8 protein-coding genes are annotated in these 15,146 nt (G+C 42.0%); 7 read left to right on the top strand and 1 reads right to left on the bottom strand.

The features are described 5' to 3' along the window. Positions 1-5 precede the first annotated feature (5 nt). From prsR to ACFSJY_RS04730, 7 genes are all read left to right on the top strand, one after another. Positions 6-1,355 carry a PEP-CTERM-box response regulator transcription factor gene (prsR, locus tag ACFSJY_RS04760; protein ID WP_386031646.1) on the top strand — a complete coding sequence of 450 codons (1,350 nt, stop codon included), beginning with the start codon at positions 6-8 and terminating at the stop codon, positions 1,353-1,355. A gap of 27 nt (positions 1,356-1,382) precedes the next feature. Then, positions 1,383-2,801 (top strand): mannose-1-phosphate guanylyltransferase/mannose-6-phosphate isomerase, encoded by a 1,419-nt coding sequence (locus ACFSJY_RS04755; protein WP_386031644.1) that lies wholly within the window; start codon positions 1,383-1,385, stop codon positions 2,799-2,801. Continuing rightward, positions 2,801-4,168 carry a phosphohexomutase domain-containing protein gene (locus tag ACFSJY_RS04750; RefSeq protein ID WP_386031642.1) on the top strand — a complete coding sequence of 456 codons (1,368 nt, stop codon included), beginning with the start codon at positions 2,801-2,803 and terminating at the stop codon, positions 4,166-4,168. Before ACFSJY_RS04755 ends, ACFSJY_RS04750 begins: the two co-directional genes overlap by 1 nt. Before the next feature lie 53 nt (positions 4,169-4,221). Further along, positions 4,222-6,483, top strand: a complete 2,262-nt coding sequence (wecB, locus tag ACFSJY_RS04745) for a non-hydrolyzing UDP-N-acetylglucosamine 2-epimerase (protein WP_386031640.1) — start codon at positions 4,222-4,224, stop codon at positions 6,481-6,483. Positions 6,484-6,538: 55 nt separating this feature from the next. Then, positions 6,539-9,292, top strand: coding sequence for an XrtA/PEP-CTERM system TPR-repeat protein PrsT (prsT, locus tag ACFSJY_RS04740; protein ID WP_386031638.1), 2,754 nt, complete (start codon positions 6,539-6,541; stop codon positions 9,290-9,292). Positions 9,293-9,300: 8 nt separating this feature from the next. Next, positions 9,301-11,961: an XrtA/PEP-CTERM system TPR-repeat protein PrsT gene (gene prsT, locus ACFSJY_RS04735; RefSeq protein ID WP_386031636.1), complete on the top strand. Its 2,661-nt coding sequence runs from the start codon at positions 9,301-9,303 to the stop codon at positions 11,959-11,961. A 146-nt stretch (positions 11,962-12,107) separates the two neighbouring features. After that, positions 12,108-12,938 (top strand): PEP-CTERM sorting domain-containing protein, encoded by an 831-nt coding sequence (locus ACFSJY_RS04730; RefSeq protein WP_386031634.1) that lies wholly within the window; start codon positions 12,108-12,110, stop codon positions 12,936-12,938. 248 nt (positions 12,939-13,186) lie between these two features. Here ACFSJY_RS04730 and ACFSJY_RS04725 read toward each other — a convergent pair whose 3' ends face one another. After that, on the bottom strand, positions 13,187-15,136 hold the full coding sequence (locus ACFSJY_RS04725; RefSeq protein ID WP_386031632.1) for a ThiF family adenylyltransferase: 1,950 nt from the start codon (positions 15,134-15,136) through the stop codon (positions 13,187-13,189). Positions 15,137-15,146 lie beyond the last annotated feature (10 nt).

Raw genomic sequence — 15,146 nt, 5'->3', positions numbered from 1 at the left:
TAGTTATGGAAAAATTACTTATCGTCGATGATGATTTGGGTGTGCAAAAACAGCTCAAATGGAGCTTGTCTGATTACGACGTAGTGCTGGCCGAAAATCGAGAGTCTGCAATTGCCGCCGTTCGTCGGTTTGAACCGAGTGTTGTTACATTAGATTTAGGTTTGCCCCCTGATACCGCAAACGCTTCTGAAGGATTAGCTGCACTAAAGGAAATCCTGGCAATCGCACCACATACCAAGGTGATCGTTATCACGGGCAATGATAACCATGAGGTGGCGTTGCAGGCAATTGAAATGGGAGCATATGACTTCTATCAAAAGCCAGTCGATGCAGACGTCATCAATGTTATTGTGAATCGTGCTTTTGCTGTTGCTGGGTTAGAAAGTGATAACCGAGCAATGAAATCGTTTGTTGGCGCTGATACGGGGATTATAGGGAATAGCGCGAGCATAGACAGAATGCGCCAAATGATTCAACGCATTGCACCAACGGAGATTACGGCATTGCTTCTTGGTGAATCGGGCACCGGTAAGGAAGTGACAGCCAAAGCGGTACACAATGTCAGTAACCGCGTGAAAAAGCCTTTTATCGCAATAAACTGTGCCTCTATCCCAGAGACGCTGTTAGAAAGTGAATTGTTTGGTTTTGAGAAAGGCGCATTCACTGGTGCACACAAAACGACAAAAGGGAAAATCGAGTGCGCACAGGGCGGCACTTTATTTCTCGATGAAATCGGTGATATGCCCTTTAACCTCCAAGCAAAGCTTCTTCGGTTCCTGCAAGAGAAAGTCATCGAACGTATTGGTGGCAGACAAGAAATACCTGTTGATGTCAGGGTGGTTTGTGCAACTAACCAAAACTTGCAAGAAATGGTTGCCAACAAAGAGTTTCGTGAAGATCTGTATTATCGCATCAGTGAAATTACGCTCGATATTCCGCCACTACGAGACCGAGAGGAAGATGTGCTCATTCTTGCGCAATTCTTCCTTCAGCAGTACGCAAAAGAATACAAACGTAACGTAAAATCGTTTGCAGAAGATGCTATTCAAGCCCTTAAGCAACACAAGTGGCCGGGTAATATTCGAGAACTACAGAACAAAGTGAAATCATCGGTCATTATGGCGATGGGTAGCCAGGTAACAGCGCTAGATTTAGGCTTGGTTGTTTCTCAAGATGAAGGGTTTGAACTGTCTCTGAACTTACGTACGGTGCGCGAAGAAGCGGAAACTGTGGCGATTCAAAAAGCATATGCGCTGGCCGATGGTAATATGTCAAAAACAGCTCAACTCTTGGGAATAACCAGACCTACATTGTATAGCTTGATTGAAAAATACGGATTAAATTTAAACAACTAGCCAGAGCGGCTGGTTAAAGGAAAAATGATGACATTTGCGAATTTGTACCCTGCAATAATGTGTGGCGGCAGTGGAACAAGATTATGGCCATTATCGAGAAAGTTATTCCCAAAACAGTTTATTTCGTTGGTTAATGATACATCTATGCTACAAGACACGATAAATCGTTTACCTAATGGTTGTGAAAAGCCACTCTTTATTTGCAATGAAGAACATCGGTTCAGTGTTGCGGAACAAGTGTTAGCGCTGGGTGCCAAAGGCGATATTCTACTCGAACCAGAGGGAAGGAATACTGCGCCTGCAGTTGCGTTAGCTGCTTTTCAGGCGCTTTCGAAGGACCCTGAGGCCATCTTGCTGGTGTTGGCAGCTGATCATGTCATAAGCAATACTTCAGCTTTTCATCAAGCGATCGAAACGGCATATAAAGCGACATTGACGGATAAGTTGGTGACATTTGGCATTGTGCCGGATAAACCTGAAACGGGTTATGGGTATATTAAGTTTGGTGATACCGACAACAGCGGTGTTGCACCAGTAGAAAAATTTGTCGAAAAACCTAATTTAACAACAGCTGAAACCTACTTGGCGTCTGGTAATTACCTGTGGAACAGTGGCATGTTTATGTTCAAAGCCAGTGTTTACCTTGAAGAGCTCAAAACGTTCAATCCAAACATTTATTCGGCATGCGAACAGTCGATGTCGGATAGCCAAACAGACCTTGATTTTATCCGTCCGAACAAAGACGCGTTTCTTACTAGCCCGGATGACTCTATTGACTATGCCGTCATGGAAAAAACCGCTTCTGCTGTTGTTGTGCCATTAGATGCTGGTTGGAGTGACGTAGGCTCATACAGTGCGCTTTGGGAAGCTTCAAAACAAGATGATAACGGTAACGTACAACGAGGTGATGTGCTTACCCATAACACGAACAATAGCTACCTTCATTCGGAAGATAAATTAATTGCAACTGTTGGTGTGAATAATATTGTGGTTATTGATACGCCGGATGCGGTGATGGTTGCTGATAAAAATCAAGTGCAAGATGTCAAAGCGATAGTAAATCAACTCAAAAAAGATAAACGCAGTGAAGTTGAGCATCACCGACAAGTCTATCGCCCTTGGGGAAGCTATGACTCTATCGACATGGGTGAGCGCTTTCAGGTAAAACGGATTGTCGTTAAGTCAGGCGCGAAACTTTCAGTGCAAATGCATCATCACCGCGCTGAACACTGGATTGTCGTTTCTGGAACAGCAAAAGTTACCATTAATGATGATACCTTCCTAATGACGGAAAATGAATCCACGTATATCCCTATCGGTGCAGTTCATGCGTTGGAAAATCCTGGCAAACTGCCGCTTGAGATGATTGAAGTGCAGTCAGGTAGTTACTTAGGTGAAGATGACATTGTCCGTTTTGAAGATAGATACGGACGTGTAGAAAAATAATGACGACGCTAACATGTTTTAAAGCCTATGATATACGTGGCGAATTGGGCAGTGAGTTGAATGACGAAATTGCCTACCGTATTGGCCGAGCTTACGCCCAACATCTTGAACCCAAAGTAGTTGTTGTAGGTGGAGATATCAGACTGACCAGTGCGTCGTTAAAAGCCTCATTAGCACAAGGTTTAATGGATGGCGGTAGCGATGTTATTGATATTGGCCTTTGTGGTACTGAGCACATTTATTTTGCGACCAGTTATCTTCAATGTGATGGTGGCATTTGTGTGACGGCAAGCCATAACCCGATCAATTACAACGGTATGAAATTGATCAGAGAGGATAGTAAGCCGATAAGTGGTGATACCGGCCTTCGCGATATTCAGCGCCTAGCAGAAGAAAACCAATTCGCTGATATAACGTCTGTTGGCAATATTACGCAGAGAGATATCGCTGAGCCCTATACTGAGCATCTGCTTACTTATATTGAGCCAGCAAATATTAAGCCTTTAAAGCTTGTTGTCAACGCAGGTAATGGTGCAGCAGGTCCTGCGCTAGACGCCATTGAAGAGGCCTTTCATCGGAAAAGTATTCCTGTTGAGTTTGTTAAAGTGCATCATGAACCGGATGGTTCATTCCCGCATGGCATTCCAAACCCATTGTTGCCTGAAAACAGAGCGAGTACATGTGATGCTGTGATAGCGCATAATGCTGATATGGGGATAGCGTGGGATGGTGACTTTGACCGCTGTTTTCTATTTGATGAACGTGGTGAGTTTATTGAAGGCTATTATATTGTTGGATTACTGGCAGAGAATTTTCTTGCTAAGTCATCTAATGAAAAAATTATTCACGACCCCCGCTTAACCTGGAATACTGTCGACATTGTTGAGCAGTCTGGTGGCACCCCTGTTCAGAGTAAAACGGGCCACGCTTTTATAAAAGAGCGCATGCGACTTGAAAATGCGGTTTATGGTGGTGAAATGAGTGCGCATCATTATTTCCGAGATTTCTTTTATTGTGATAGCGGCATGATTCCGTGGTTGTTAGTGGCTGAACTTATTTGTTTGAAAGAACAGCCACTATCAGCTTTAGTGAAAGAGAGAATCGCGAAGTTTCCGTCCTCCGGTGAAATAAATAATAAGCTACGCAATCCAGCAGAATCGATTGCGCGTGTTAAAGCCCATTATGCTCAACAAGCGTTAGCTATCGACGAGACGGATGGTATCAGTATGTCTTTCGCTGATTGGCGATTTAATTTACGTTCAAGTAATACAGAGCCGGTTGTTAGACTCAATGTCGAGTCAAGATCAGACCCTTCGCTGATGAAAGCAAAAACACGAGAAGTGTTAAACTTATTAATTCAGGCGTAGAATACGCCTGCTAGTCAAACAAAATTTTTGGTATTAAAGCAATGCAAGCAAAAATGAAGATAGGGATAATCGTTGGCACTCGTCCTGAGATCATAAAGATGGCCCCAGTCATTAGAGAGTGTCAAAAGCGTGGGCTTCCTTACTTTATTATTCACTCAAATCAGCACTACTCTGAAGAAATGGACAGTATCTTTTTCAAAGAGTTGAATTTACCTGAGCCTCACTATAATTTGGGCGTTGGTTCTGGATTACACAGTAACCAAACCGGAAATATTCTTATCAAGATGGAGCCCATCTTGGTAGATGAGCAACCTGATGTTGTTTTGGTGCAAGGGGACACAAATACTGTGTTAGCAGGTGCGCTTGCCGCATCTAAGTTGAACATTAAGGTGGGGCATATCGAGGCAGGTTTGCGGAGTTATGACCGCACAATGCCGGAAGAAACCAACCGTATTCTAACTGACCACCTGAGTGAGTTTCTATTTGCTGTAGGTCCAAATCAAGAAAAGATCTTGAAGCATGAAAGTATTGACGAGGAAAAAATATACACGGTTGGTAATACTGTCTCTGATTCACTCTTCCAACATCTAGAAATTGCCTCAGATAAAAGCACTATTTTAGAAGAATTAGCGGTTGAGGCTGGTAAATTTTTCCTGGTGACGGCTCACAGAGCTTCAAATGTTGATATCCCTGCCCACCTTAAAGAGCTGCTTTCGCTATTTGACCGCTTACATGAAAAGTATAGCCAACCTATCGTTTGGCCTATTCACCCACGTACTAAAGCAAAACTTGAAGAGTTTAGCATAGCCGTCCCAAGTTACTTGAAGCTGAGCCCGCCAATTGGTTATTTAGATTTTATTCAACTTCAAAAGAATGCACAGCTTATCCTGACTGACTCTGGTGGTATCCAAGAAGAGGCCTGTTTGCTGGGCGTACCATGTATCACGTTAAGAGAAAACACTGAACGACCAGAGTCTATTGAAGTGGGTGCGAATGTCTTGGTTGGTCGCGATGCAGATAAAGCGTTAGAAGCGGCCGATAAATGGCTGACTGCAGAGAGTTTTTCATGGGAAAACCCGTTTGGTGATGGCCACGTAGCAGAGCGAATTATTGATATTTGCTTAGGTGAGGACAAAAACGAAGAAATTGTATCTATTACACCTAAGCATCAAGATATTGCGGTTGTTGGAATGGGCTATATGGGGTTACCTATCGCTTGTTTACTTGCTGATGCTGGTTACAGTGTGACAGGAATTGATTTAAATGCAGACAAAGTCGCTTCCATCAATAAGGCTGAGTGTCCATTTGATGAAGTAGGAATGCCAGAGCTCTTGTCTCGGGTAGTCGGTCAAGGATACTTGAAAGCATCGACAGAAATTCCTAGTAGTGATACATATCTTGTCGCAGTACCTACCCCCCACAAAAATAATAGCTGCGATCGCTCTTACGTGTTTAGCGCAGTTGATGCTATTGCGAAAGTGGCCAAAGAGGGACAGACCGTCATTATTGAGTCGACGATCTCCCCACAGACAAGTTTGGAAGCGGCTAAACGATTTGAAAGTGTGGGTGTTAACGTTGACGTAGTTCACTGCCCTGAGCGAGCAATTCCAGGTCAAACACTCCACGAGCTTGTGAATAATGACCGTATTATTGGTGCAAATAATGAAGTGGCACAGAACAAAGTTAAAACCATTTACCAAAGCTTTGTGAAAGGCCAAGTATTCTTGACTGATTTGACTACGGCAGAGTGCGTAAAGCTTGTTGAAAACACGTCTCGTGATGTCGGTATTGCGTTTGCTAATGAGCTGGCGCAAGTATGTGAAGAGCTAGATGTTAATGTATATGAAGTTATCAAATTAGCGAACAGACACCCGCGAGTTAATGTATTAACGCCGGGCCCTGGAGTTGGTGGCCATTGTATTCCTATTGACCCTTGGTTCCTTGTTGAAAATACTAAGTCTGGCGATTTTATTCGTATGGCGCGTCATGTGAATGATAAACGACCAGAAATAGTGGCTGAAAAGGTAAAAGCGTTGTTAAGTCAGGGGCAAAATAAAGTTGGTATATTAGGCGTTGCCTACAAAGCCAATGTTGATGACTGCCGTGAAACACCTGCTGATCCAATCTATGATTATTTAGTGAATGCTGGTGTTGAAGTGCGTTACCACGACCCTTACGTACCTCATTGGCAATGTCAGCGCATCGATTCAATAGACGCTATCGATGACTGGGCTGACGTTTTGGTCTTAGTGACCGACCATAAGTGTTACCAAAAACTAACTGTTAAATCCTTGCTACTAAATACGCGAGGTTAATAAAAAGCTCACGATTCGTGAGCTTTTTCGTAAGTAAATTCATGGAAAGATAGTAATGAAAAATATGCTAAAAAAAACCGTAGTAGCCATCAGTATTTTATCTCTTCTATATGGCTGTGGAGAAGCTGAAACCGCTGACAAATATATCACACAAGCTAAAACGCAACTGGCACAGAATGATATAAACACATCGATCATTTCATTGAAAAATGCAATTCAAATAGATAACAAAAATGCAGAGGCACGATATTTACTTGGTAAAATCTATTTGGAATCAGGCAATATTTTAAATGCGATTAAAGAATTAGAAAAAGCTGATTCATTAGTGTTTGACGATAACTTAGTTTTACCTCTATTGGCTAATGCTTACTATCTAAACGATGACTTTCAAGCGATAACAGCTCTTAAATCTGACGGTGTTCAAGATCAAGCGAAAAATGAACTCCTGACATTTCAAGCACTGTCTTCAGTGCAATTAGACAATATTCCAAAAGCGAGAAACTTAATTGGCCGATTGAGCAATGCTTCTGGTGAGACTGGTCATGAGTTGCTCGTTTCAAGCTACATTGCATTTTCTCAACAGGAACTCGAAGTGGCTAAAACGAAAGCGGAAGAAGCGTTGAGCAAGCTCCCAGGGCAACCTCAGGCTTTGTTGCTACTCGGTCACATTGGTATGGCTAGCCAAGACTTTGCTCTCGCTAGTGAAAATTACCGAAAATATATGCAAGGTATTCCGAATCAACACAGCGTTGAATTAATGCTAAGTAACGCACTAATGAAGAAAGGTGATTTGGATGAAGCGGAAAAGCATGCGGACAATATATTACGGCTTTTACCGAATCAGCCCTTTGCTAACTACATTAAAGCGATGGCTCGTGCTGCAGCACAAGATTATGAAGCTGCAAACAAGCATGCTGAAACGGCAATAGCCAATAAATTTAACCAACGTGATATTAAACTCGTTGCAGGTGTCAGTGCGTTTTATCTGAAAAAGTTTGAACTTGCGCTCTATCATTTAAAGCCGCTTCAACAGTATTTGCCAGCTGACCATTTTGCGCGAAAGCTGGTTATTGTTAGTCAGATGGAGCTTGGTTTAATCGTTGATGCAGCTGATACTCTTGATGATTTGTCAATCAATACCGAAGACAATCCTTCATTTTATTCCGCATTGAGTTACAAGCTGTTGCAAGCTGGTGCAACCGAAGAAGCACGTGAACTCATTGCCAAATACGGTGATAGCCAATCGAATGACCCTGAAAAGCTTTTACAAGAAGGCTTCCTACAAATGATGGTTGGCGACCAAGCAGCCCTGAAGTCTCTTGAAAAGGCAGTAGAGTTGGATCCTCAGCTAGTAAAAGCTGAATTGGCATTAGCCTATTTAGCTGTAAAGTCAGGTGATATTAACAAAGCGCAATTAATAGCAGAAAAATGGAAACAGAACTTACCAGATAAAGCAGACGGTCTAAATTTAGAGTCAGCAATTGCGGTTCATCGAAATGATCTAGATTTGGCAAAGCGCTTGTTAATGAAGGGCTTGGAAGTAGAGCCCAATAATTCATATGGCTTAGTTCAGTTGGCTATTATCAATCACAGTCAAAAAAATGAAGAAGATGCTAAACAATTTATAGCTAAGGCGCTTGAGCAGACACCGAATAATATAAAAGTCTTACGTGTTTATGACAGTATATTTAATGATAGCCAGTCGTTGGAAAATATTGCGAAAAAATATAAAGCTGAACAGCAGGAACTATTGGGTATAGTTTATGCGGAAGCATTAGTAAAAAGGCAAAAAATTGACGAAGCAACAAATGTATTAAATGGTATCGAGCCATCGTTAACAACACCGAAGTTGTACTTTACGTTGAAGGTTTATGTAGCAAAAGAGAAGAATAACAAAACGTTATTGAAATCGACGTTAGATACTTGGCGCAAACTCAACCCATACCACGTAGAACATTACATTTATCTTGCAGAATATTACTCAGTAGATAGAAAACCTGATTCGGCACTGAAAGCCGTTGAAGAGGGCCTTATTCACCATCCTGATAACCTACCTTTGTCGTTAGTGAAAGCGCACTTACTCATAGATCTAAAAGATGTTAGGGCCGCCAAACAGTTTTATTCAAGCATGAAAGGCAAACTTAGTGGTTTGCCGGCGCAGAATGCTATCGAGGGGCGATTAGCGCTATTGGAAAACGATTATGAACTTGCTCAAGACAGACTGCTTGCTTTCTATACCACGATGCCCTCTCCTAAGAATGCATTGTTCGTCACTTCAGCATTGGTGAACGGTGACAAAAAGAAAGAAGCGATTTTATTTATAGAAGATCACATAAATACTAGAGGTTTCAACCAACAACTCGCATCATTGCTTGGTAGCCTACTGTTGGAGCAGGGCCAAAACGCTGATGCGCTTAATGTATTTGAGTCAATGGTTAAACAGCAGCCTAATAATGTTATTGCTATGAACAATGCTGCTTGGCTGTTGATGGAACAAGGTAAGTTAGAGGAAGCTGAGCGCTTAGCAGCAGATGCCGTCAAATTAGCACCCAATGTATCGAATATTGCAGATACATATAGTCAAATCTTATTAAAAGCTGGAAAGGCGAGAGAGGCCTTAACGTTCTCTCGGAAGGCATATGAGATATCGAAAGGCAAGGACGTTGATATTGCTTTGAACTATGTCGAAGCACTACTCAAGAGTGCACGTAAAAATGAGGCACGTAAAATTCTGACGCCACTAGCAGTGAATACGCCGGAACAAGAAGAAAAGAAAACTACTTTGTTGAATGAACTAAAAAGCTCATAGGAAGAATCATGAATATTAAGAGTTTTGTCGTTGCAGGCGCTATTGGAATACTTGCGGCGTGCACGCCTAGTCAAACTGTTGAAGAGCTTAAAGTATCTGCAAACTCCTTTATTCAGCAAGGAGATTTTCAGAGCGCCATCATTGATCTCAAAAATGCAGTGCAGCAGTCTCCCCGAGATCCAAGTTTAAGGCTTACATTGGGGCAATCATACACCAAGCTAGGTTTTTACTTGGAAGCTGAGAAAGAGTTTGAGAAAGCGCTTGATCTTGGTGGAGACTACAATGTTCTCTTAACTGAGATTGCTTATATTAAAATGAAGCTGTTAAAAGCGGAAGACGTTACAGACATTGTGAATAGTGCTGGAGAGCTGTCAAATGAGGAATATGCAAAGATATTGCTTTACGCAGGAATTGTCAGTTATAGCCAACTTACAGTGCAAGAAGCACAAGATTTCTTTGGCCAGGTACTTGCTGTTGCGCCATCTAGTGAAACGGCAGTCCTTTCACGAGCATATTTAGCCTATATTGATAACGACTATACCGCCGTATTAGACCAGCTTGATTCCGTTGAAATGCTCGATAGCAAGCCACTTTTTCTGCTAATAAAGGCGTCTGCGCTAGCTAAAATAGGTCAACACAGCTTATCTGCCGATGCATATGTGATTTACCAAGAACTTGTGCCTTTTGAAGAAAATATTCGTTTGGTGGAAGTTGAACAACTCATTCAGGCTGAAGAAATTGAAAGAGCAGATCAGCGACTTAAAGCAAAATTTGGCATTTTTGAAGAAGAGCCGAAAGCCCATGAACTTAATGCCCAAATATCATTTGTTCGCGAAAATTATGAAGCTGCTTTGCAGCAAGCAGACAAAGCGTTGCAGTTAAATAAAAACTACTTCCTCTCTAATGTTATTGCAGGTCTGAGTGCATACAAATTAGGCAATTTAGAGCAGTCATATTCTTACCTGAAAGCGGTTGATAGGTTTGTTCCTTTTGATCACCCAGTTAAAAGGGTGTATGCAAGTGTCAAATTACAACTGGGCTACAGTGAAGGTGCTGCTGATCTTATTGGTGAGATAGACCAGTTAGCGGGTGCAGATACCGAGCTTTTATTTAAAGCTGGCCATGAATTATTAAAAATAGGCGAAATAGACAAAGTTCGCGACATCTTGGAGATGGAACTGCCAGAGGGTGAAGACTCTCCAGAAGCACTGCTGACAAGAGGTTATTTGAAAGTTGCTTCTAACGACTTTAATGGCGTAAAAGACATCGAAAAAGCTATTGAGTCAGGAGCTGACCAAGATCAGTCCAAAATTTTACTAGCAACAGCATATTTGTCACAGGGTGATATTGCCTCAGCCCTCGGTATTGCAAAAGAGTGGCAAAGAGAAGCGCCTGATAACATAAATGCCAACGTTTTACTTGCAAAGATACACGATCTTAAAGGCGAAAAAGCGGAGTTAGCTAAACTGATCACCAAGATTGAAACATTGAACCCAAACAATCTTGTGGTTTTGCGATATCGAGCACTTCAAGCACTTGAAAATAAAGAAATGGATAAAGCTGAAGCGCTATTGGCTAATTATTTAGAGCAAGATAACACAGCGGTAGATGCGCATAGCTTGTATTACTCACTGCTGAAAGGTAAACAAAAGCAGCATGTAGCCATCGAAAAAGTTAACGCCGCATGGTTAGAACAACCCGATAATGTGCAATTACGTTACACACTTGCCAAAATGTTTTTTGCAGAAGAACGGTATCAAGAAGCGTATGAACTATTAATGAGTAATAGTGACATGACACAACTACCTGCTAATTATTGGTTGATAGCGGCAAACAGTGCGCTTAAGTTTTCTGATTATGGATACGATGTAGCGCTTGAGGTCTACGATAAATGGATTTCTGTATCTCCGGAGCATAACCGTGCATGGTATGGCAAACTAGAGCTCTTAGAAAAAGGACAGAAGTGGCCAGAAGTCATTGAAACGGCGAAGAAATTTTCTCAACGATATCCCGCAAATGAAAATATTGCACTACTGTTACCATATTACTTAGTAGTCACCAAAGACTACCAAGAAGCTGAAAAAGTACTTAGCCAGCTAAGTGATGCGACATTATCACAACCATTTGCAGCAGGTTTAGTAGGGCAGGTTGCGTTCTCTAAAGGCAATTACCAAAAGGCACTGCCTGACCTACTATCACTTTACCGTCAAAAGCAAAGCCCCAAGCATGCAGGGCTTGTTTACACCAGCTACTACAAACTGGGCCAAATACAACAGGCTGTAAGTTTTATTGAGGAGCACCTTACGCAATCACCGAATGATGTGATAACAAAATCTTTCTACGGCCAATTGCTACTTGACCACGATCACAATAAAGCTGAACGAGTCTATCAAGAGTTACTGGCACTAGATGAAAGCAATATGGTGTTCTTAAACAATAGTGCTTGGGTAAAGTCGAAACTGGGTAAGCAGTCAGAAGCTAAAGCTATTATCGAGCGTGCTGTTGAAGTGGCCCCCGAGAACCCAATCGTTCTCGATACTTATGGAATGATACTAATAGCGTTGAATCAATATGAAGATGCGCAAAGAGTGCTAGAAAAAGCGATATCAATAAACCCAGATAATGCAAGTGTTAAACGTCGACTCTCAACACTAAAGGAACAGTTGTAGCTGTCGATATTTTTTACGCAAGCCAAATTGCGAGCAAGGTAATTATCTTTAAGTGTATGTTATACAATGATTAAATATTCTTGGCATTGAAAGTGCTTTATACAGAACAGATAAACTACACTGCGTATATCTTAAAGGATTTGAGTATGAAAAAATTAATTCTAGGTGGCTTGTTAGCTGCGCTTTCTGTAACTGCTCAGGCAGATACGTTTATGTTTGACCCAGAGCAAGACGGCAGCTTTGTAAATGTTGATATTTTCAATGCTGGCATCGCACCAAACTTCCCTGTGGAAGTGCGTCAGTACTTAGGCGCTGACCTTGTGTTAAACGATGGCGATCTTTTCGAAGAAGAATTCGCTTACAACATGGTATTTAGCACTGACTTAGGTGGCGGTACAGCAGAATTCTACACGCCAGGTGACTTAAACTTCAGCTTTGACCTGTCAGGCTACATTAGCGACGTTGCATATGGCGCTGGTATTCCAGATCTAGCGAATAACACTGCTCCTGAGTTTGCTGCGAACATGGCTGCATCGTCTTTCAAAGTTAACTTCGATAATTCAGAAGCTGCTTTGACTATCGACTACCAAGGTACAGTCATTGGTGTATTTGATATTTTCGCATCAAGCACAACTGACCGTATTGAACTTGACGGTTCTAACCAAAACGTTGGCTTCCTATTCGGTTTCGAGTTCAACGAAGCGTGGGCTGCATTAAACATGGCAACGATTAATGATGTATGGCGCAAATTCAACGGCGACATCATTGATATTAAAACATTCCGCATCGGTGCTGCTGGTTCAGCAGGCCCTGACGGTACATCAACAGGTGTATCTGCTGACGGAAATGGTTTTTATGTAGGTGTTAACACTAAAGACAATGGTTCTACGTTTATCGCTCGTATTCCTGAGCCAGCATCTATCGCTATCCTAGGTCTAGGCCTATTAGGTATGGCGGGTATGCGTCGCAAAGCATAAGTAATCTTATTACTTGAGAGAAGGCTAGCGCAATTGCTAGCCTTTTTTATGCCTGCAATTTAACCTCGATAGACCCTTAATTAATGTTATATCAGTGTTCAATGTAAAGTTTCCAATTGGTTAGATTGGATTCGATCTGCAACAGCGGATTAGATGTACAAAGTGGTTGGCTAAGTGCTAAGTGCATACAGAAGATGTGAAAAAAACCAGCAATAGCTGGCTTTTTGGTTATCAATACGACTTTATTGTTATTCGCTAACGATTAAGTCTTTTAAATCCATTCGTGTTGAACGAGAGGTCGGTAGTGGCCCTCTGCCAAGTCGCCCTAAGAAGTGGACGTTTTGTTGTGTGCCGACTAGCGTTTCAAACATTTGCTTTCCTTTCTTGGCGTTTTTCACCACGTCATCTTGTTCTGTAAATGACAGTCCGTTCTCAAGAAAGCGTGCGAATATAACTGGCGTTTGCTCCGGCTGAAAGCCAAGACCAAGTTTTGCGGCTGTTAGCCAAAAGCGTTGCACAGCTCGGCCAGCATTAAAATAATCTTCAATGGTCTCAGGCTTCTTATCGGCCTTAATCGCGAAGTGCGCGCAACTTTTGATACTAGGTAGAAAATCGAGCATTATTCTCGGCATGTACGTACCCGCAAAATACTTATTTGCTACCTCTATCCGAGACCAACTCTTGAACAACCATTGCATTAAGCGTGCTGTCATCCAATCTACGCCAAGCGCCTTTTCGGGAATTTTAGTCTTACTGTACTGTTCACCCCACTCGATGATTTCTTTATGAACGAAGTACGCTTCCTTCATCGTCAACCGTGTTTTTGCGTTGCAAAAATTCAATTTTGCTAAGGCAAGTCTCTCATCGAAAGATTCGAACCATTGAATTGAGTAATGGTCTGGTAAGCACTCTTCAAGCTCTTGTTTTTCAACTACCGTCAAAGAGCGCGTGCCCATTGGTTTTCGTTGAACAGTTCGGGTTTTAATGTAAGGGAAAAGGCTATCCGTTTTGACTTCTTCCTCTTTAACCAGTTCTACCCGTATTCTTAGCTCTTCTATGTTAGTGAAGTCGTAGTGATAAATTGTTTTGTAACCATACTCTGACGAAGCAATATCAATTGTTTCAGCTAAAATACCGAGCGCTAGATGGCTGGAGTGTCTGTCCAAATCATATACAACGTGGTCGCTTGTGTCGAAACCTAATATCGTAAAGCTGGTGTCACTGTCTATTTTAAAGCGCCAATTTTGCTTGTTGTCTCCACTTGCTGCCCAGCGTGCTTGCTCTAATACTTTCAATGCAATGGTATTAAGCTCAATATCTGAAGACGCAATATTTTGAGGAACAAGTAACGTCTTTTTGGCCATATTAAAGATTAGCTTTTGCAAAACATTATTGTTTCCACCAGGACGCCAGTTCTTTTTAAATTTATTCGTGTAGGCATCATAGTGCAGGCTCCATGGGACCGATATAACCGATCCCCGGTTGAGCAGTATCTTAGATACATTTGCTGCAACAACGCCGGCTGCCAGCTTACATCCGATAATTGTAGATGGGCCTTTCTTATTGGCTAGATCCAATTTGCTTGGGTCGACAAGGTACTCTTTCTGAAGCGCAGCAGGTGTAAGCCCGATAAAAAATTTCAGGTATTGTTCGTTTTCAGTACAGCCTTCTAATCTAAAATACTCTTCAAATGTCATTTCGCCCGGCATAAAGTTGAGGTAGGCAGTTCCCATGCCTATAGGAGCGGCTGTTGTTGAGGGAATTCCTTTTTCTGCGCATAGTCTAAAGACTCTTTTTCTTGCTTCTAACGCAAAAAAATCAAGCGAATCTACATAGCAATCAACCCCTTCCAGAAATTCGTCGGTATTGTCTTCATCAATACCGTCTGGAAAAAGTTTAATGTCTAGAGCTGGGTTTATTGCGAGTGCCATTTCAACCATGACGTCCAGCTTTTTCCGGTCGTAAGTATTGACGTTGGCACCCGCTTGTCGGTTTGTGTTCTCGCAGCCAAATTCGTCGAAATCAGAAAGGTTAAATTTTGTAATACCCAATCGGACAAGTGTTAGGATGTGCTCTCCGCCTACGCCACCGCATCCAGCAATCGCAATGCGTTTGCTCTTTAATACTTGTTGCTCGGCCTCAGTCACCCAGCCAATGTTTCTGGAGTATGCCAAGTCATAATCAAAATCTTGATTCATAATACTATTC

This window comes from Thalassotalea euphylliae, assembly GCF_042682785.1.
GTDB classification, from domain to species: Bacteria; Pseudomonadota; Gammaproteobacteria; order Enterobacterales; family Alteromonadaceae; genus Thalassotalea_F; species Thalassotalea_F euphylliae.
Note: the sequence above shows the minus strand (reverse complement) of the source record. Positions and strands in the feature narration are given on the sequence as shown.